Source organism: Streptomyces sp. AC512_CC834 (assembly GCF_019049325.1).
Taxonomy (GTDB): Bacteria; Actinomycetota; Actinomycetes; order Streptomycetales; family Streptomycetaceae; genus Streptomyces.
This window is the reverse complement of record NZ_JAGMUO010000011.1, coordinates 78,787-98,701: the sequence shown is the minus strand read 5'-3', so window position 1 is coordinate 98,701 and position 19,915 is coordinate 78,787. Positions and strand designations below refer to the sequence as shown.

The window sequence follows — 19,915 nt, the reverse complement described above, 5'->3', positions numbered from 1 at the left end:
TGGCATGGTTGAACGGCAGTAAAAACTCCAAAGTGCCAAGCACCGCGGGTGCGATCCCCTCACGACCCAACCGCTTCGGTCGGTCACTCATTGTGGAGGACCATCCATCATGGCAAAGGCGCTTCTCGGTTACGTCGGCGGCTCCGACCCTCGACTCCTCGCCGAGATGCGACGGCTCCAGCAGCGCGTCCAGGACCTGGAATCCGAACTCGGACGAATCCAGGCGGAGAACGACGCGCTGGCGGCTGCCGCTTCTCACGACAGGATCATGGAGAGCATGGAGAGCGTTGACGCACACCAGGCGGAGCCTGCGCTCACCTGATCACTGCATCGCTCCACTACGGCACAGCAGTGCCACCACGGCACAGCAGTGGTCGGGCCCGCCCGTACAACCGCTCAGGTGTCAGAGTCTGCAAGGGACGCTTCGGCGTCCCTTCTTTCTTTTCCGCCCCGCCTCGTCCGTCTCGCCCGCCCCCCGTCTCGTCCGTCCCCCCGCCTCGGCGCCCGCCCTGTCCCTGCCCCGCGCAACCTTTCACCCTCTTCAACGTCTGATGTGCCCTGCACGTTCACCGGTGAAACCGCGGGGGTTCACCGGTTCATGGAGCGAGACACACCCGAAAGGTAGAGTCCGACGGCGTGCACCTGAAGGCCCTGACCCTCCGCGGGTTCAAGTCGTTCGCCTCGGCGACCACGCTCCGGTTCGAGCCGGGCATCACCTGTGTCGTCGGCCCGAACGGCTCGGGCAAGTCCAATGTCGTCGACGCGCTCAGTTGGGTCATGGGCGAACAGGGCGCCAAGTCGCTGCGCGGCGGCAAGATGGAGGACGTCATCTTCGCCGGCACCACCGGCCGTCCACCGCTCGGCCGGGCCGAGGTGTCGCTGACCATCGACAACTCCGACGGGGCCCTGCCCATCGAGTACGCCGAGGTCACCATCACGCGGATCATGTTCCGCAACGGCGGCAGCGAGTACCAGCTCAACGGCGACACCTGCCGCCTCCTCGACATCCAGGAACTCCTCTCCGACTCCGGCATCGGCCGCGAAATGCACGTCATCGTCGGCCAGGGCCAGCTCGACTCCGTCCTGCATGCCGACCCGATGGGGCGCCGCGCCTTCATCGAGGAGGCCGCGGGCGTCCTCAAGCACCGCAAGCGCAAGGAGAAGGCGCTCAGGAAACTGGACGCGATGCAGGCCAATCTCGCGCGCGTGCAGGACCTCACCGACGAGCTGCGGCGCCAGCTCAAGCCCCTTGGCCGCCAGGCCGCCGTCGCCCGCAGGGCCGCCGTCATCCAGGCCGACCTCCGGGACGCCCGGCTGAGGCTCCTCGCCGACGACCTCGTACGGATGCGCGAGGCACTTGAGGCCGAGGTCGCCGACGAGGCCGCGCTCAAGGAACGCAAGGACGCCGCCGAACAGGAACTGGGCCGGGCGCTGCGCCGCGAGGCGGACCTGGAGGACGAGGTGCGCCGGCTCACCCCGCGCCTCCAGCGCGCCCAGCAGACCTGGTACGAGCTGTCCCAGCTCGCCGAACGCGTGCGCGGCACCATCTCGCTGGCCGACGCGCGCGTGAAGAGCGCCACCTCCGCGCCACCCGAGGAACGCCGCGGCCGCGACCCCGAGGAACTGGAGCGCGAGGCCGCCCGGGTCCGCGAGCAGGAGGCCGAACTCGAAGCGGCCCTGGAGGCGGCCGAACACGCCCTTGAGGACACGGTCGCCCACCGCGCCGACCTCGAACGCGAGCTGGCCATGGAGGAGCGCCGCCTCAAGGACGCCGCACGCGCCATCGCCGACCGCCGCGAGGGCCTGGCCCGGCTCAGCGGCCAGGTCGGCGCCGCCCGTTCCCGCGCCGCCTCCGCCCAGGCGGAGATCGAGCGGCTGGCCGAAGCCCGGGACGAGTCCCGGGAACGGGCCGCCGCCGCCCAGGAGGAGTACGAGACGCTCCAGGCCGAGGTCGACGGACTCGACGCCGACGACCGGGAACTCGCCGAACGGCACGACGCCGCCAGGCACGCGCTGGCCGAGGCCGAGGCCACCCTGAGCGCGGCCCGCGAGGCGGCCACGTCGGCGGACCGTGAACACGCCGCCACCCGGGCCCGGCACGACGCCCTCGCCCTCGGTCTGCGCCGCAAGGACGGCACCGGCGCGCTGCTCGCCGCCAAGGACCGGCTCACCGGCCTGCTCGGCCCGGCCGCCGGACTCCTCACCGTGACACCCGGCCACGAGACCGCCCTGGCCACCGCCTTCGGCGTCGCCGCCGACGCCCTCGCGGCGACCTCCCCCGCGGCCGCCGCCGACGCCATCCGCCTGCTGCGCAAGCAGGACGCGGGCCGGGCCGCCCTGCTGCTCGCCGGCGCCCCCGACGACGTACCGCGCGAGAGCCGGGACGACGGACCGCCGTACGCCGCCGACCTCGTCCACGGGCCCGACGACCTGATGCCCGCCGTACGGCGGCTGCTGCGCGGGATCGTCGTCGTCGCCACCCTGGAGGACGCCGAGGACCTCGTCTACGCCCGCCCCGCCCTGACCGCGGTCACCGCCGAGGGAGACCTGCTGGGCGCCCACTTCGCGCAGGGCGGGTCCGCAGGGGCGCCCAGCCTCCTCGAAGTGCAGGCGTCCGTGGACCAGGCCGCCGCCGAGCTGGCGGAGCTGGGCGTGCGGTGCGAGGAGCTGGCCGGGGCGCAGGACGCGGCCGTCGGACGCCGCCGGGAGTGTGCCGCGCTCGTCGAGGAGCTGGGGGAGCGGCGCCGGGCCGCCGACCGGGAGAAGTCGTCGGTCGCCCAGCAGCTCGGCCGACTCGCGGGACAGGCGCGGGGCGCCGCCGGAGAGGCGGAGCGGTCCGCCGCCGCGGCGTCCCGGGCGCAGGAGGCGCTGGACAGGGCGCTGACGGAGGTCGAGGAGCTGGCCGAGCGGCTCGCCGTCGCCGAGGAGATGCCCGTCGAGGAGGAGCCCGACGCCGGAGCCCGTGACCGGCTCGCCGCCGACGGGGCCAACGCCCGCCAGACCGAGATGGAGGCCCGGCTCCAGGTCCGTACGCACGAGGAGCGGGTCAAGGGCCTCGCCGGGCGGGCCGACTCCCTGGACCGCGCCGCCCGCGCCGAACGCGAGGCACGCGCGCGTGCCGAACAGCGGCGGGCCAGGCTGCGGCACGAGGCGGCCGTCGCCGAGGCGGTCGCGGCGGGCGCCCGGCAGTTGCTCGCGCACGTCGAGGTCTCCCTGACCCGCGCCGACGAGGAACGCACCCTCGCCGAGGCCGCCAAGGCACGGCGGGAGCAGGAGCTGACCGCCGCGCGCACTGCCGGGCGCGACCTCAAGGCGGAGCTCGACAAGTTGACGGATTCAGTTCACCGGGGCGAGGTACTCGGCGCCGAGAAGCGGCTGCGCATCGAGCAGCTAGAGACCAAGGCGCTGGAGGAACTCGGTGTGGAACCGGCGGGGCTCGCGGCCGAATACGGCCCCCATCAAGCGGTGCCGCCCTCGCCCCCCGCCGAGGGCGAGGAGCTCCCGGAGGACCCCGAGCACCCACGCAACCGGCCCCGGCCGTTCGTCCGCTCCGAGCAGGAGAAGCGCCTGAAGGCGGCCGAACGCGCCTACCAGCAGCTCGGCAAGGTCAACCCGCTGGCGCTTGAGGAGTTCTCCGCGCTCGAGGAACGCCACCAGTTCCTCAGCGAACAACTGGAGGACCTGAAGAAGACCCGCGCCGACCTGCTCCAGGTCGTCAAGGAGGTCGACGAGCGCGTCGAGCAGGTCTTCGCCGAGGCCTTCCGGGACACCGCCCGGGAGTTCGAGGGCGTGTTCGGCCGGCTGTTCCCGGGCGGTGAGGGCCGGCTGATCCTGACCGACCCCGACAACATGCTCACCACGGGCGTGGACGTCGAGGCCCGGCCGCCGGGCAAGAAGGTCAAACGGCTCTCGCTGCTCTCCGGCGGGGAGCGCTCGCTGACCGCGGTGGCGATGCTGGTGTCGATCTTCAAGGCGCGGCCGAGCCCGTTCTACGTGATGGACGAGGTCGAGGCGGCGCTCGACGACACCAACCTGCAGCGGCTGATCCGGATCATGCAGGAGCTGCAGGAGGCCTCGCAGCTCATCGTCATCACCCACCAGAAGCGCACGATGGAGGTCGCCGACGCGCTCTACGGCGTGTCCATGCAGGGCGACGGTGTGTCGAAGGTCATCAGCCAGCGGTTGCGCTAGCTCGGCACGTTAGCTTCAACTCTTGAACACATTTAACCCCTAAGGATCTCAAACTTCACGGCTCTCGCCCTATTGACTTCGGAACTTGAAGGCATATTCTCTGCAACGTTGCCTTTACCTTCAGGTCCCTTCCGATGGTCCCTACCGATGGCACCTCGAAGGGTGAACCGCCCCGGCAGCGTTGCCGGTAGTCCGAGGAGTACACACGTGGCCAGCACATCGCAGGCACCCAACTCAGCAGCCAGGACGGCTCACCCCGATCATCTCGGGCACGTCATCTTCATCGCGGCGGCGGCCGCGATGGGCGGTTTCCTGTTCGGCTACGACAGTTCCGTGATCAACGGCGCCGTCGAGGCCATCCGGGACCGCTACGACGTCGGCTCCGCGTTGCTGGCCCAGGTCATCGCCGTCGCACTGATCGGCTGCGCCATCGGCGCCGCGACCGCGGGCCGCATCGCCGACCGCATCGGCCGTATCCGCTGCATGCAGATCGCGGCGGTCCTCTTCACCGTCAGCGCCGTCGGCTCCGCCCTGCCCTTCGCGCTGTGGGACCTCGCCATGTGGCGCATCATCGGCGGCTTCGCCATCGGCATGGCCTCAGTGATCGGCCCGGCCTACATCGCCGAGGTGTCCCCGCCCGCCTACCGCGGCCGGCTCGGCTCCTTCCAGCAGGCCGCGATCGTCGTCGGCATCGCCGTGTCGCAGTTGGTCAACTGGGGCCTGCTGAACGCCGCCGGCGGCGACCAGCGCGGTGAGCTGATGGGCCTGGAAGCCTGGCAGGTCATGCTCGGCGTCATGGTGATCCCGGCCGTCCTCTACGGCCTGCTGTCCTTCGCCATCCCCGAATCCCCCCGCTTCCTGGTCTCCGTCGGCAAGCACGAGCGCGCCAAGCAGGTCCTCGAAGAGGTCGAGGGCAAGGACGTCGACTTCGACGCCCGTGTCGCCGAGATCGAACACGCCATGCACAGCGAGGAGAAGTCCTCCTTCAAGGACCTCCTCGGCGGCAGCTTCTTCTTCAAGCCGATCGTCTGGGTCGGCATCGGCCTGTCGGTCTTCCAGCAGTTCGTCGGCATCAACGTCGCGTTCTACTACTCCTCGACGCTGTGGCAGTCGGTCGGCGTCGACCCGTCGCAGTCGTTCTTCTACTCGTTCACGACGTCGATCATCAACATCGTCGGCACCGTGATCGCGATGATCTTCGTGGACCGCATCGGCCGCAAGCCCCTCGCCCTCATCGGCTCGGTCGGCATGGTGATCGGTCTGGCGCTGGAGGCCTGGGCCTTCTCCTTCGACCTGGTCGACGGCAAGCTCCCGGCCACCCAGGGCTGGGTCGCCCTGATCGCCGCCCACTTCTTCGTCCTCTTCTTCGCCCTCTCGTGGGGCGTGGTCGTCTGGGTCTTCCTCGGCGAGATGTTCCCCAACCGGATCCGCGCCGCCGCCCTGGGCGTCGCCGCCTCCGCGCAGTGGATCGCCAACTGGGCCATCACCGCGAGCTTCCCGTCGCTGGCCGACTGGAACCTGTCCGTCACCTACGTGATCTACACGGTCTTCGCCGCGCTCTCCATCCCGTTCGTGCTCAGGTTCGTGAAGGAGACGAAGGGCAAGGCCCTGGAGGAGATGGGCTGACCCGCCCGCCCCCGAACCCGGGGGGAAGGGCCCAAGTCCCCGCTGCCCCTCTCCCCGTACCGTCCGCCGCCCCGCCCGGTCACCCTCCGGACGGGGCGGCGGTGTCGTACGACGGAAGGACGGCCTCCGAGATCGTCGGCGCCGGGACGACCACCGCCGGCTTCGGCAGCACGACGTACAGGAGACCGGAGATCACCACCGTGGCCACCCAGCCGAGGCCGTACTCGCCGATCACGTTGTTGCCGGCGAGGGGGCCGGTGAACCAGTCGGACGTGGTGAACATCAGGCCACCGGCCAGGCCCACCGCCCAGGCGACGACGGCCGCGGGGGAGAAGCCGCCGCGGTACCAGTAGGCGCTGGTGCGGCCGGTGTCGGCCAGGGCCTCGCCGTCGTACTCCCGACGGCGCAGCATGTCCGCGCCGAACACGCCGACCCACGCGGAGAAGGCGACCGCGAGCAGCGACAGGAACGCGATGAACGAGCCCATGAAACTGGTCGCCACCAGCATCAGCACACCGCCGAAGACCAGCGAGATCACGGCGTTCACCGAGACCGCCCAGTGCCGCGGGACCTTGAAGCCCAGGGTCTGCGCGGTGAAACCGGCCGAGTACATCGACATCGAGTTGATCAGCAGCATGCCGATCAGCGCGATCAGCAGGTACGGCACCGCGATCCAGGTCGGCAGGATCTCGCCCAGGAAGGAGACCGGGTCGGCGGCCGAGGCCAGGTCCGGCGTCGAGACCGCCATGACCGCGCCCATCAGCACCATCGGCAGGACGACGATGCCGGCACCGCCGACCGTGACGCCCACGATCCCCTTCGAGGACGCCGTGCGCGGCAGGTACCGGGTGAAGTCCGGGGCGGACGGGATCCAGCTCACGCCGCCGGCCGCGATCAGACCGACGCCCGTGATCATCGCGGCCACCGACCCGGCGGACCGGTCGAACACCGCGGACCAGTCGGTGTCGACGACCAGATGGCCCAGCACCAGCACCGAGAAGGCGCCGAAGAGGTACGCCGCGTACTTGTTGCACTTCTGTACGGCGTTGATGCCCAGCCCGGAGATCGCGAACGTCGCGACGACGAAGGCGAGCAGCGTCACCATGTCCAGCACGCTGTTGGCGCGTATGCCGAACACGATGTCCAGCACGGTGAGCAGGGCGTAGGCGCCGGTCACCGCGTTGATCGTCTCCCAGCCCCAGCGGGCGATCCAGATCAGCGAACCGGGCAGCAGATTGCCCCGCTGGCCGAACACGGCCCGGGACAGCGCCATACCGGGGGCGCCGCCCCGTTTGCCGGCGATGCCGATCAGCCCGACCAGGCCGTACGACACGAGCGGCGCGGCCCCCGCGACGACCAGGGCCTGCCAGAAGTTCAGCCGGTACGCCACGACGAGGCTCGCGCCCATCGTGAGCAGCAGCACGCTGATGTTGGCGCTGACCCAGGTCGGGAACAGCTCGCGGGTCCGGGCGGTGCGCTCGTGGTCGGGCACCTGCTCGATGCCACGGGTTTCCAGGGCGCTTTCGTTCTCGGCGGTCTTGCTCATGTGGGGGGTCCGTGCCTCGATCGTGGGGAGAGGGGGGCGGTGGGACTCGTGGGACTCTACGCGCGTTGACGCGGGCTCCTCCATCGTACTTTGATCCGACTCCGCCCCTCCAGGGGCCTTTGTCCTTTGTCGGAAGCCACAAGGGGCCGGCGGCTAGGGGCCATGCCGGAGGTCACGCATACTGGACCCGTTATGGAAATCGTCATCCTTGCTGTAGTCATCGCCGTGGTCGTGATCGGCGCGCTCGGCGGGCTGGTCGTGGGCTCCCGCCGCAAGAAGCAGTTGCCTCCGCCGCCTCCCGCCACGCCCGACATCACCGCCCCTCCGGCCGAGCCGCACGTCGGCGAAGAGGCCGAGACGCCGCGCGACGAAACGCGCCGGACGATAGAGGAGGTCGACCTCCCGGACGGCGGCACCGCCACCGTCGAGGAACCGCCGGTCGAAGAGCTCGAGATCCCGCAGCTCGAGGTTCCCGAGCCCACCGCCGGCCGTCTGGTCCGGCTCCGTGCCCGCCTCTCCCGCTCACAGAACGCCCTCGGCAAGGGCCTGCTGACCCTGCTGTCCCGGGAGCACCTCGACGAGGACACCTGGGAGGAGATCGAGGACACGCTGCTCACCGCCGACGTCGGCGTGCAGCCCACCCAGGAGCTGGTCGAGCGGCTGCGCGAGCGGGTGAAGGTGCTCGGCACCCGCACCCCCGAGGAGCTGCGCGCCCTGTTGCGCGAGGAGCTGATCACCCTGGTCGGCCCCGACATGGACCGCGAGGTCAAGACCGAGCCCGTCGCGAGCAAGCCCGGCATCGTGATGGTCGTCGGGGTCAACGGCACCGGCAAGACCACCACCACCGGCAAGCTCGCCCGCGTCCTGGTGGCCGACGGCCGCAGCGTCGTCCTCGGCGCCGCCGACACCTTCCGCGCCGCCGCCGCGGACCAGCTCCAGACCTGGGGCGAGCGGGTCGGCGCGCACACCGTGCGCGGGCCCGAGGGCGGCGACCCCGCCTCCGTCGCCTTCGACGCGGTCAAGGAGGGCAAGGAGATGGGCTCGGACGTCGTGCTCATCGACACCGCCGGCCGTCTGCACACCAAGACCGGCCTCATGGACGAGCTGGGCAAGGTCAAGCGGGTTGTGGAGAAGCACGCGCCGCTGGACGAGGTCCTGCTAGTGCTCGACGCCACCACCGGCCAGAACGGTCTGATCCAGGCCCGGGTCTTCGCCGAGGTCGTGAACATCACCGGCATCGTGCTGACCAAGCTGGACGGTACGGCCAAGGGCGGCATCGTCGTCGCCGTGCAGCACGAGCTGGGCGTGCCGGTCAAGCTGATCGGGCTCGGCGAGGGCGCGGACGACCTGGCGCCGTTCGAGCCCGCGGCCTTCGTGGATGCCCTCATCGGCGAGTGACACCGGCCGCGCCGACGTCCCGCGCGCACCGGAACACGCGCGTGCGAGAAGCGCCCGCGTGCGAGAAGCGCCCGCCTCCCTGACCGGGGGACGGGCGCTTCGCCGTGTGGCGCACGGAGTGCGGACGGCGAGGGGTGCGGACGCCGCGGGGGCGGCGCGGGGGCGCGGGGGTGCGGACGGCGAGGGGGTGCGGACGCCGCGGGGGCGCCGGGGTGCGGACGGCGCGGGGGTGCGGACGGTGCGGGGGCGCCGGGGTGCGGACGGCGCGGGGGTGCGGACGGTGCGGACGGCGCGGGGGCGCGGAGGTGCGGACGGCGCAGGGGTGCGGACGGTGCGGACGGCACGGAAGTACGGACGGCGCGGAGGCACGGACGGTGCGGAGGCGCCGAGACGCCGAGGTGCGGGCAGCCCGGGCGGTACGTGTGCGGTGCGATGAGCGGGCTGGGTTCGGGGGCCTACGCCCGCGATCGATGGGCCACGTACGCCAGCGTGCCCAGCAGCAGCCGGGCCGCCGGGGGCCTGGTGGCCGAGTCGAGGTCCGGGGGGCGCAGCCAGCGCGCCGGGCCCCGGCCGCCGCGGTCGGAGGGCGGGGCCGTGACGTACGTACCGGCGCCGAGGCCGCGCAGGTCGAGGGCGGACGGGTCGTCCCAGCCCATGCGGTAGAGCAGCCCGGGCAGCTCGGCGGCGGCGCCAGGGGCGACGAAGAACTGGGCGCGGCCCCGCGGGGTCGCCGTGACCGGACCGAGCGGGAGGCCCATGCGCTCCAGCCGGGCCAGCGCCCGCAGCCCGGCGGGCTCGGCCACCTCGATCACGTCGAAGGTCCGCCCGACCACCAGCATCGCCGCGGCGCCGGGGTACCGGGCCCAGGCCTCGCTCGCCTCGTCCAGCGTCGCCCCGGCCGGCACCCGGGGCGCGAAGTCCAGGGGATGCGCGCCCGGTGCCGGACAGTCGGGCAGACCGCATGAGCAGGCGCCCGCGGCGGCCCGGGCACCCGGCACCACGTCCCAGCCCCACAGCCCGGTGAACTCGGCCACGACGGTGCACTCCGCGGCGCGGCCGCGGCGGCGTGCACCGGACCGGATCTCGCGCATGCCCCGACTGCTGCCGATGCCGATCGTGAAGCCCATGCCCCCTCCAACGGGTCCGACGCAGCGGCGGTTACGCAACGGACGTGAAACGTGACTCTCTGCTTCCAACTCCCCAGTGTGGCGCGGTTCAGACAGCGTCCGGAAGCACCCGGGGTGGTGAGCCCGACCGTGCACGCCCCGGTGTGCACCGTTGCACCGGCTCCCGGTTGGCCTATGTCAAGTGAATCGCGTACTGGCCACGGCGAGTTCATTCGAAGGGGTGGCGAATGGTGGCGATTCCGTAATCGCCATGGCTGGACGGGTGATCGTGGGACTACTTTGTGTGCATGGAGCCTTGGGGCACATGCACTTGTGGGTATGCCGGAGGCAACCCGGCGTTCCGTTCGAAGGGTGGCAAGCACCGGACGGAAGGCCTCAACCACCGGCATTCTGATAGGGCTTGGCGCACTCGGCGACAGGTGGTCTCAGGGATGGGGGCGTTCCAGTGAGCGGCAACGGCGGAAGCGGTACGAGCGCGGGCACCGCGTCGCACGCTGACAAGCGCCCGAACGAGCTGCTCACCTCGTGGTTCGCCCGCAGTGGCTGGTCCAAGGGTGAGCTGGCCCGTCAGGTCAACCGCAGGGCCCGCCAGTTGGGCGCCAACCACATCTCCACCGACACCTCACGGGTGCGCCGCTGGCTCGACGGCGAGAACCCGCGCGAGCCGATCCCGCGGATCCTGTCCGAGCTGTTCTCCGAGCGCTTCGGCGTCGTCGTCTCCGTCGAGGACCTGGGCCTGCGCTCCACCCGCCCGACGCCCTCCGCCACCGGCGTCGACCTTCCCTGGACGGGCCCGCAGACCGTGGCCCTGCTCAGCGAGTTCTCGCGCAGCGACCTGATGCTGGCGCGCCGCGGCTTCCTCGGGAGCTCGCTGGCCCTCTCCGCGGGCCCGTCCCTCATCGAGCCCATGCAGCGCTGGCTCGTCCCCTCGCCCTCGGCCGCTCCCTCGTCCGCCCGCGAGGCCGTGCCCGCCTCCCGCGCGCGCGGCCGCCTGTCCCGGCCGGAGCTGGAGCTGCTGGGGTCCACCGCCGTGATGTTCCGCCGCTGGGACGCCCAGTGCGGCGGCGGCCTGCGCCGCAAGGCCGTGGTCGGCCAGTTGCACGAGGTGACCGACCTCCTCCAGGAACCCCAGCCGGAGACCACCCGCGCCAAGCTCTTCAAGGTCGCCGCCGAACTCGCCGAACTGGCCGGCTGGATGTCGTACGACGTCGGACTCCAGCCCACCGCGCAGAAGTACTTCGTCCTCGCCCTGCACGCCGCCAAGGAGGCGGGCGACCGGCCGCTCGGCTCGTACGTCCTCTCCAGCATGAGCCGCCAGATGATCCACCTCGGCCGGCCCGACGACGCCCTGGAGCTGACCCACCTCGCGCAGTACGGCAGCCGGGACTGCGCCGGACCCCGCACCCAGTCGATGCTGTATGCGATGGAGGCCCGCGCCTACGCCAACATGGGCCAGCCCGGCCGCTGCAAGCGGGCCGTGCGCATGGCCGAGGACACCTTCGCCGAGACCGACGAGTGGGACGAGCCGGACCCCGACTGGATCCGCTTCTTCTCCGAGGCCGAGCTGTACGGGGAGAACTCCCACTCCTTCCGCGACCTGGCCTACGTGGCCGGCCGCAGCCCCGCCTACGCCTCCCTCGCCGACCCCCTGATGCGCCGGGCCGTGGAGCTGTTCGCCAAGGACGAGGAGCACCAGCGCTCCTACGCCCTGAACCTGATCGGCATGGCCACCGTGCACCTGCTGCGCCGGGAACCCGAGGAGAGCGCGGTCCTCGCCACGGAGGCCATGGGCATCGCCAAGAAGGTCCGCTCCGAACGCGTCAACACCCGCATCCGTAAAACCGTCTACACGGCCGTACGCGATTTCGGCGACCTCGGTGAGGTCGTCGACCTCACCGAACGGCTCGCCGTCGAGTTGCCGGAGACCGCCGAAGCGGTCTGAACCCCACCAGCCCCGGCCGCGGCCGGCCCTCCCGAACTGCCCGACTCGGCTCCCCCATGCCAGGTCACTCGGAGGCCGCCGCGGCCGGCTCACGTGCCTGTGCGGGACGTCGCGCCACGACAACGACCGCACCGCCGCGCAGCCGGCAGTTCACCCACGCGTAACACGCACAGCGCCTTCGTCACGGCGGCGAAACAACGAGGGGCGTCCACCGAAACCGCGCTGCGCCAATCTCATGGCGCATAACCGGCCCACCCCTCACTGCCCGCTCAGGCTTCGCCCGCACGGGGCCGTACCAACGACGAGGAGACGCCGATGGCTCCAGCCATCACGCTTGCCGCAGAGACGGAGCTCTCTGCCGCCAACACAGGCTTCATGCTCATCTGCTCCGCCCTGGTGATGCTCATGACCCCGGCGCTGGCCTTCTTCTACGGAGGCATGGTCCGCGTCAAGAGCACCCTGAACATGCTGATGATGAGCTTCATCAGCCTCGGCATCGTCACCGTCCTGTGGGTGCTGTACGGCTTCTCCATGGCGTTCGGCACCGACACCGGCGGCATCGTCGGCTGGAACTCCGACTGGATCGGCCTCAGCAACATCGGCCTGACCGAGCTGTGGGACGGCTACACCATCCCCGTCTTCGTCTTCCTGGTCTTCCAGCTCATGTTCGCCGTCCTCACCCCCGCCCTGATCAGCGGCGCCCTCGCGGACCGCGTGAAGTTCACGGCCTGGGCGCTGTTCATCGCCCTGTGGGTGACGATCGTCTACTTCCCGGTCGCCCACTGGGTGTGGGGCTCGGGCGGCTGGGCCTTCGAACTCGGCGTGATCGACTTCGCCGGCGGTACGGCCGTGCACATCAACGCCGGTGCCGCCGCGCTCGGCGTGATCCTGGTCATCGGCAAGCGCGTCGGCTTCAAGAAGGACCCGATGCGCCCGCACAGCCTGCCGCTGGTCATGCTCGGCGCCGGCCTGCTCTGGTTCGGCTGGTTCGGCTTCAACGCCGGCTCGTGGCTCGGCAACGACGACGGCGTGGGCGCGCTGATGTTCGTCAACACGCAGGTCGCCACCGGTGCCGCCGTCCTCGGCTGGCTCGCCTACGAGAAGATCAGGCACGGCGCCTTCACCACCCTCGGTGCCGCCTCCGGTGCCGTCTCCGGCCTGGTCGCCATCACCCCGGCAGGCGGCGCCGTCTCCCCGCTCGGCGCCATCGCCGTCGGCATCATCGCCGGTGTGGTGTGCGCCATGGCCGTCGGCCTGAAGTACCGGTTCGGCTACGACGACTCCCTCGACGTCGTCGGTGTCCACCTCGTCGGCGGCATCCTCGGCTCGCTGCTCATCGGCTTCTTCGCCAGCGGCAAGGGCCAGTCCGACGTCGAGGGTCTCTTCTACGGTGGTGGCCTCGACCAGTTCTGGAAGCAGTGCGCCGGAGTCTTCGGCGTCCTCGCCTACTCCCTGGTCGTCTCCGCGGTCCTCGCCTTCCTGCTGGACAAGACGATCGGCATGCGAGTCTCGGAGGACGACGAGGTGGCCGGCATCGACCAGGCCGAGCACGCCGAGACCGCATACGACTTCAGCGGCGCCGGCGGCGGTGCCGCCCGGACGACCGCCACGCCGGGCGCCTCCGCGGCCGCGTCGGCCCCGAGCAAGAAGGTGGACGCATGAAGCTCATCACCGCCGTCGTCAAGCCACACCGGCTCGACGAGATCAAGGAGGCCCTCCAGGCCTTCGGGGTCCACGGCCTGACCGTCACCGAGGCCAGCGGCTACGGCCGCCAGCGCGGCCACACCGAGGTCTACCGCGGCGCCGAGTACACCGTCGACCTGGTGCCCAAGATCCGCATCGAGGTGCTGGTCGAGGACGACGACGCCGAGCAACTGATCGACATCGTGGTCAAGGCGGCCCGCACCGGCAAGATCGGTGACGGCAAGGTCTGGTCGGTTCCGGTCGACACGGCCGTACGCGTCCGGACCGGCGAGCGCGGCCCCGACGCGCTCTGAAGCAGCTCTGAAGCAGCTCTGAGGCAGCTCTGAGGCAGCTCTGAAGTAGGACAACGGAACGGGAGTCGCCGGGTGACGAGTACGGACGTGACGCGAGAAGCAGACGACTCGGGACCCGGCGGCTACGCGGCGGCCCGGCTGCGCCTCCTCACCGAGGGGGCGCGGTCCGGGCCGCCGCGCCGCAGGGCGCTGTCCGAACTGACCGACGACTGGCTGTCGGGCCTCTTCGCCGCGGGCGCCGCGGGGCTGACGGGGCTTGCGGGGCCCAAGGGGCTCACGGGGGTGTCGCTCGTCGCGGTCGGCGGCTACGGGCGCGGCGAACTGTCCCCGCGCAGCGACCTGGACCTGCTCCTGCTGCACGACGGCGGTGACGACAAGGCGGTCGCCGCGCTCGCCGACCGCCTCTGGTACCCCGTCTGGGACCTCGGGATCGACCTCGACCACTCCGTCCGCACACCGCAGCAGGCCCGGAGGACGGCGGGCGAGGATTTGAAAGTCCAACTCGGTCTCCTGGACGCCCGCCACCTCGCCGGAGACCTCGGCCTGACGACCGCACTGCGCACCGCCGTCCTCGCCGACTGGCGCAACCAGGCCCCCAAGCGCCTCCCCGAACTGCGGGAACTGTGTGCCGGGCGCGCGGAGCGCCAGGGCGAGCTGCAGTACCTGCTGGAACCCGACCTCAAGGAGGCCCGGGGCGGCCTGCGCGACGCCACCGCACTGCGCGCCGTCGCCGCCTCCTGGCTGGCCGACGCCCCGCGCGAGGGCCTCGCCGACGCCCGGCGCAGGTTGCTCGACGTGCGCGACGCCCTCCACCTGACGACGGGCCGGGCCACCGACCGGCTGGCGCTCCAGGAACAGGACCAGGTGGCGGCCGAGCTGGGGCTGCTGGACGCCGACGCGCTGCTGCGGCAGGTGTACGAGGCGGCCCGCGTCATCTCCTACGCCGGCGACGTCACCTGGCGCGAGGTGGGGCGGGTACTGCGCTCGCGCTCCGTGCGGCCGCGGTTGCGCGCCATGATGAACGGCGGGAAACCCGTCGCCGAGCGCTCCCCGCTCGCCGAGGGCGTCGTGGAGCAGGACGGCGAGGCGGTGCTCGCCCGCACCGCGCGCCCCGAACGCGATCCCGTACTCCCGCTGCGCGCCGCGGCCGCCGCCGCCCAGGCCGGGCTCCCGCTCTCCCTGCACGCCGTACGGCGACTCGCTGCCACCGCGCGCCCCCTGCCCACGCCCTGGCCCGCCGAGGCCCGTGAGCAGCTCGTGACCCTGCTGGGCTCCGGCCGGCCCACGGTGCCGGTCTGGGAGGCGCTGGAGGCCGAGGGCCTGGTCACCCGGCTCCTGCCCGACTGGGAACGGGTCCGCTGCCGCCCGCAGCGCAACGCCGTGCACCTGTGGACCGTCGACCGGCACCTGATCGAGACCGCCGTCCGCGCCGCCGGGTTCGCCCGCCGCGTGCACCGCCCCGACCTGCTCCTGGTCGCCGCGCTGCTGCACGACATCGGCAAGGGCTGGCCCGGCGACCACTCCGTGGCCGGCGAGACCATCGCCCGGGACGTCGCCACCCGCGTCGGCTTCGACCGCGCGGACGTCGCCGTCCTGGCCACCCTCGTACGCCACCACCTCCTGCTCGTGGAGACCGCCACCCGGCGCGACCTCGACGATCCGGCCACCGTGCGCGCGGTCGCCGACGCGGTCGGCACCGAGCACACCCTGGAGCTGCTGCACGCCCTGACCGAGGCGGACGCGCTGGCCACCGGCCCGGCCGCCTGGTCGTCCTGGCGCGGCTCCCTCGTCGCCGACCTGGTGAAACGGGTCGCCGGGGTGCTGGCCGGGGAGCCGCCGACCGAACCCGCGGCCACCGCGCCGCCCACCGCCGAACAGGAGCGGCTCGCGGTCGAGGCCTTCCGCACGGGCGGGCCGGTGCTGGCGCTGCGGGCCCAGACCGAGCCGCCGCCCGCCGACCCGGCACCGGCCGCCGACCCGGAGCCGCTCGGGCCCGAGCTGCTCGGCGTGGAGCTCCTGATCGCCGTACCCGACCAGGAGGGGGTGCTCCCCGCGGTGGCCGGGGTCCTGGCCATGCACCGGCTGACCGTCCGCACCGCCGAACTGCGCTCCCTTCCGCTGCCGCACGGTGTCGAAGGCTCCGTCCTGCTCCTCGACTGGCGGGTCGCCGCCCAGTACGGTTCGCTGCCCCAGGCCGCCCGGCTCCGTGCCGACCTGGTCAGGGCCCTGGACGGCACCCTGGACATCGCCGGCCGGCTCGCCGAACGGGACGCCGCCCATCCCCGGCGCCGGGGCGTGGAGCCGCCCCCGCCCCGCGTGACCGTCGCCCCGGCCGCTTCCCGGCTGGCCACGGTGATCGAGGTCCGCGCCCAGGACGCGCCGGGCCTGCTGTTCCGGCTCGGGCGGGCGCTGGAGGGTGCGGGGGTGCGGGTGCGCAGCGCACACGTGTCGACGCTGGGGGCGAACGCGGTGGACGCGTTCTACGTCACCGGCCCGCAGGGCGCGCGGCTGCCGGGGGAGGCGGCGGTTGCGGTGGTGCGGGAGCTGGAGGAGTCGCTGGGGGCGTGACCTTATGGTCGCCTCGTGCGTTTACCGGATGTGCTCCCCGCACATGCGGGGATGGTCCGCCCGCTCAACAAGTCCTGAAGATGGTCAAGGCATGCTCCCCGCACACGCGGGGTTCCGTCCCCGCCCGCTGTGTTCCACGGGCGGGGACGAGTTGGTTGTCAGGGCGGATACCCTGGAGGGCAGCCCGAAACTTCCCCGACTCCGAGGACCGACGCCACCGTGTTCGATACCCTCTCCGACCGCCTCAGCGCGACATTCAAGAATCTCCGCGGCAAAGGCAGGCTGTCCGAGGCGGACATCGACGCCACGGCCCGCGAGATCCGCATCGCGCTCCTCGAGGCCGACGTGGCCCTGCCCGTCGTGCGCGCCTTCATCAAGAAGGTCAAGGAGCGCTCCCTGGGCGCCGAGGTCTCCAAGGCACTCAATCCTGGCCAGCAGGTCCTCAAGATCGTCAACGAGGAGCTGATCACCATCCTCGGCGGCGAGACCCGCCGCCTGCGCTTCGCCAAGCAACCGCCGACCGTGATCATGCTGGCCGGTCTCCAGGGTGCCGGTAAGACCACCCTCGCGGGCAAGCTGGGCCACTGGCTCAAGGAGCAGGGCCACTCGCCGCTGCTCGTGGCCTGTGACCTCCAGCGCCCCAACGCCGTCAACCAGCTCAGCGTCGTCGCCGAGCGCGCCGGCGTCGCGGTCTACGCCCCCGAGCCGGGCAACGGCGTGGGCGACCCGGTCAAGGTCGCCAAGGACTCCATCGAGTTCGCCAAGGCCAAGGTCCACGACCTGGTCATCGTCGACACCGCCGGCCGCCTGGGCATCGACCAGGAGCTGATGCAGCAGGCCGCGGACATCCGGGACGCGGTCTCCCCGGACGAGATCCTCTTCGTCGTCGACGCCATGATCGGCCAGGACGCCGTCAACACCGCGGAGGCCTTCCGCGACGGCGTCGGCTTCGACGGCGTGGTGCTGTCCAAGCTCGACGGCGACGCCCGTGGTGGTGCGGCCCTGTCGATCGCCTCGGTGACCGGCAAGCCGATCATGTTCGCGTCGAACGGCGAGAAGCTCGACGACTTCGACGCCTTCCACCCGGACCGGATGGCCTCCCGCATCCTCGACATGGGTGACCTGCTCACCCTGATCGAGCAGGCGGAGAAGACGTTCAGCCAGGAAGAAGCCGAGGCGATGGCCTCGAAGCTGGCGTCCAAGAAGGGCCAGGACTTCACCCTGGACGACTTCCTGGCCCAGATGGAGCAGGTCCGGAAGATGGGCTCGATCTCGAAGCTCCTCGGCATGCTGCCCGGCATGGGCCAGATGAAGGACCAGATCAACAACCTCGACGAGCGCGACGTCGACCGCACGGCCGCCATCATCAAGTCGATGACCCCGGCCGAGCGCCAGGAGCCGACGCTCATCAACGGCTCGCGCCGCGCCCGTATCGCCAAGGGCTCCGGCGTCGACGTCAGCGCGGTCAAGTCACTCGTGGAGCGCTTCTTCGAGGCCCGCAAGATGATGTCCCGCATGGCCCAGGGCGGCGGCATGCCGGGGATGCCGGGTGTCCCGGGCATGGGCGGCGGCCCGGGCCGGCAGAAGAAGCAGCAGAAGAAGGCCAAGGGCAAGCAGCGCTCCGGCAACCCGATGAAGCGCAAGCAGCAGGAGCAGGAGGAGGCCGCCCGCCGGGCCGCCGCCGCGCAGAACGGGGGCGCCCTCGGACTGCCGCAGCAGGGCGGCCAGGACTTCGAGCTGCCGGACGAGTTCAAGAAGTTCATGGGCTGACGGCCCGTTCCTTACGGACGTACGACGCCGGGGCGCCCCTTGCCGAAGGGGGCGTCCCGGCGTCGTGCGTATTCGGTCGGAGTCGGTCCTTACGGAACCCGGGCGATCAAGTAGCGGAAGACGTTCGGCATCCACACGGTCCCGTCCGGCCGCCGGTGCGGATGCAGGGTCTCCGTCAGCTCCTTGTCGACCTGCTCCTGGTCGGTCGCCGCGACCGCCGCGTCGAACAGCCCCGTCGACAGCAGTCCGCGCACGGCGCTGCCCACGTCCGCGTAGCCGAACGGGCACGCCACCCGTCCCGAGCCGTCCGGCCTGAGCCCGGCCCGCTGGGCGACCTCCTCGAGATCGTCGCGCAGGGCGGGGCGCCAGCCGCCGGCGCCGCGCAACGGGTCGGCGAGTCGGGACGCCACGCGCAGCACCGACGTCGTGGCACACCGCTCCGGCGGGCCCCAGCCGGCCAGCACCACGGCCGCCCCCCGCGCGGCGAGCGGCGTCGCCCGGGCGAGCAGATCCCCCAGCCCTTCCGCGTCGCCCGCGAGGCACCCGATGGGCTCGAAGGCGGTCACCAGGGTGAACGCCGGCGCCGACGGGTCCGCCGCGTCCTCGGGCGAACCCTCGACGATCCGTACCGCGTCGATCCGCGCCGCGTCAGCACGCGCGCGTGCGCCCCGCGCCCGGGGAGGTTCCGGCGCCTCGGCGGCCCCGGGCAGCAGCCGCTGCCGTGCCAGGGCCAGGAGCTCCGGAGAGCGGGAGTCGACTCCGGTCACCGCGGCACCGCGCGAGGCCGCCATCAGCAGCGCGAGGCCGGAACCGCAGCCCAGCCCCAGCGTCCGGGTGCCGCCGCCCACGTCCAGTCGCTCGTAGACGGCCTCGTAGAGCGGTACGAGCATCCGCTCCTGTATCTCGGACCAGTCACGCGCGCGTGCACGCAGGTCCACGTGAGGCGTCGCCCTCGCGTGAGACGGGTGCTGCCGCACGAGCGTAGGTGTCATAGGAAAGCGCCCCAATCGCCGAGTGTTGCCGCCGTGCCCGATTCCCTGGCCCCCGTGCAGTGCGCTCGCACTCCCCCCGTATGCCAGGAAACTCCGGGCTCGCCGCGGCGTCCAGTGGTAGCGGGGCCCGGTTTGCCCGATCCCCGTCGCCGTGGCGAGATTTCACCTGCCTCTTTACAGGAGGCCCCCGGCCCTTCAGGCCGGGGCAGCGGGCAGAGTCGAAACCCGTCAGATTTCGTGAGGGTGGCGCGCAGCCGTACGACGACCGCATGCCGACCTGGAACCCGGACCGGCAGACGGTCAGCGTCTGGACGGTTGCCGGACGACTGAAAGGTATTCCGTTCGTCCGCTCGCCCGAGGCCCTCAGGTTCCACGCCTTCCGCAAGGGCGAATCCGACCTGGCCATGCGCGACGGCATGTTCTTCCTGCTGGCCACCGTCGATGTGGCCCGGCCCCCGGCCCACGAGCCGGACGGGTTCCTCGGGGTGGACCTCGGGATCGTGAACATCGCGACCACGTCGGACGGGCAGATCATGTCCCTCGGCCGGATGGCCTGAACGTGTCGTCGGGCGATGACCGTGGGTGGTCGCGGCGCCGACGAGGCGGTTCCGGCCAAGGTCACCGGGCCCGGCGCCCGTCGTACGGTGCCCGGATGCGGCGGGAGGCGGGGCGGTGCCGCACGACGGTGGCGCACCCGGTAATCTCGCGTCCGTCGAAGCGCCCACTCGGACGTCGAAGTGTCCACTCGGACGACGCTC

Annotated in this window: 13 protein-coding genes; 10 read left to right on the top strand and 3 right to left on the bottom strand. The window is 71.9% G+C overall.

Features of this window, described 5'->3' with window-relative positions:
- The first annotated feature begins 109 nt into the window (after nucleotides 1-109).
- From KUM40_RS02265 to KUM40_RS02255, 3 genes are all read left to right on the top strand, one after another.
- Nucleotides 110-322, top strand: a complete 213-nt coding sequence (locus tag KUM40_RS02265) for a hypothetical protein (protein WP_003973418.1) — start codon at nucleotides 110-112, stop codon at nucleotides 320-322.
- 314 nt (nucleotides 323-636) lie between these two features.
- Nucleotides 637-4,191 (top strand): chromosome segregation protein SMC, encoded by a 3,555-nt coding sequence (smc, locus tag KUM40_RS02260; RefSeq protein ID WP_217162227.1) that lies wholly within the window; start codon nucleotides 637-639, stop codon nucleotides 4,189-4,191.
- 207 nt (nucleotides 4,192-4,398) lie between these two features.
- Nucleotides 4,399-5,817 carry a sugar porter family MFS transporter gene (locus tag KUM40_RS02255; protein WP_217162226.1) on the top strand — a complete coding sequence of 473 codons (1,419 nt, stop codon included), beginning with the start codon at nucleotides 4,399-4,401 and terminating at the stop codon, nucleotides 5,815-5,817.
- A 79-nt stretch (nucleotides 5,818-5,896) separates the two neighbouring features.
- Here KUM40_RS02255 and KUM40_RS02250 read toward each other — a convergent pair whose 3' ends face one another.
- Nucleotides 5,897-7,363: a cytosine permease gene (locus KUM40_RS02250; protein WP_217162224.1), complete on the bottom strand. Its 1,467-nt coding sequence runs from the start codon at nucleotides 7,361-7,363 to the stop codon at nucleotides 5,897-5,899.
- Nucleotides 7,364-7,555: 192 nt separating this feature from the next.
- Between KUM40_RS02250 and ftsY the strand changes: the two genes are divergently transcribed.
- Nucleotides 7,556-8,761, top strand: coding sequence for a signal recognition particle-docking protein FtsY (ftsY, locus tag KUM40_RS02245; protein ID WP_217162222.1), 1,206 nt, complete (start codon nucleotides 7,556-7,558; stop codon nucleotides 8,759-8,761).
- A 455-nt stretch (nucleotides 8,762-9,216) separates the two neighbouring features.
- Here ftsY and KUM40_RS02240 read toward each other — a convergent pair whose 3' ends face one another.
- Nucleotides 9,217-9,888 (bottom strand): bifunctional DNA primase/polymerase, encoded by a 672-nt coding sequence (locus KUM40_RS02240; RefSeq protein ID WP_217162220.1) that lies wholly within the window; start codon nucleotides 9,886-9,888, stop codon nucleotides 9,217-9,219.
- Between the two features lie 445 nt (nucleotides 9,889-10,333).
- Here KUM40_RS02240 and KUM40_RS02235 point away from each other — a divergent pair, with 445 nt between their 5' ends.
- From KUM40_RS02235 to ffh, 5 genes are all read left to right on the top strand, one after another.
- Nucleotides 10,334-11,830, top strand: a complete 1,497-nt coding sequence (locus tag KUM40_RS02235; protein WP_217162218.1) for a hypothetical protein — start codon at nucleotides 10,334-10,336, stop codon at nucleotides 11,828-11,830.
- A 315-nt stretch (nucleotides 11,831-12,145) separates the two neighbouring features.
- A complete protein-coding gene (locus tag KUM40_RS02230; RefSeq protein ID WP_217162216.1) occupies nucleotides 12,146-13,492 on the top strand; it encodes an ammonium transporter in 1,347 nt (448 codons plus the stop codon).
- Nucleotides 13,489-13,827 (top strand): P-II family nitrogen regulator, encoded by a 339-nt coding sequence (locus tag KUM40_RS02225; protein WP_217162215.1) that lies wholly within the window; start codon nucleotides 13,489-13,491, stop codon nucleotides 13,825-13,827. The genes KUM40_RS02230 and KUM40_RS02225 overlap by 4 nt, the downstream gene beginning before the upstream one ends.
- Before the next feature lie 72 nt (nucleotides 13,828-13,899).
- Nucleotides 13,900-16,395 carry a [protein-PII] uridylyltransferase gene (locus tag KUM40_RS02220; protein ID WP_217162214.1) on the top strand — a complete coding sequence of 832 codons (2,496 nt, stop codon included), beginning with the start codon at nucleotides 13,900-13,902 and terminating at the stop codon, nucleotides 16,393-16,395.
- A gap of 219 nt (nucleotides 16,396-16,614) precedes the next feature.
- Complete coding sequence (gene ffh, locus KUM40_RS02215; RefSeq protein ID WP_217162212.1) at nucleotides 16,615-18,165, top strand: signal recognition particle protein; 1,551 nt, start codon at nucleotides 16,615-16,617, stop codon at nucleotides 18,163-18,165.
- An 89-nt stretch (nucleotides 18,166-18,254) separates the two neighbouring features.
- Here ffh and KUM40_RS02210 read toward each other — a convergent pair whose 3' ends face one another.
- A complete protein-coding gene (locus tag KUM40_RS02210) occupies nucleotides 18,255-19,157 on the bottom strand; it encodes an SAM-dependent methyltransferase (protein ID WP_217162210.1) in 903 nt (300 codons plus the stop codon).
- Nucleotides 19,158-19,426: 269 nt separating this feature from the next.
- Between KUM40_RS02210 and KUM40_RS02205 the strand changes: the two genes are divergently transcribed.
- A complete protein-coding gene (locus tag KUM40_RS02205) occupies nucleotides 19,427-19,714 on the top strand; it encodes a hypothetical protein (RefSeq protein ID WP_308401046.1) in 288 nt (95 codons plus the stop codon).
- The last annotated feature ends 201 nt before the right edge of the window (nucleotides 19,715-19,915 follow it).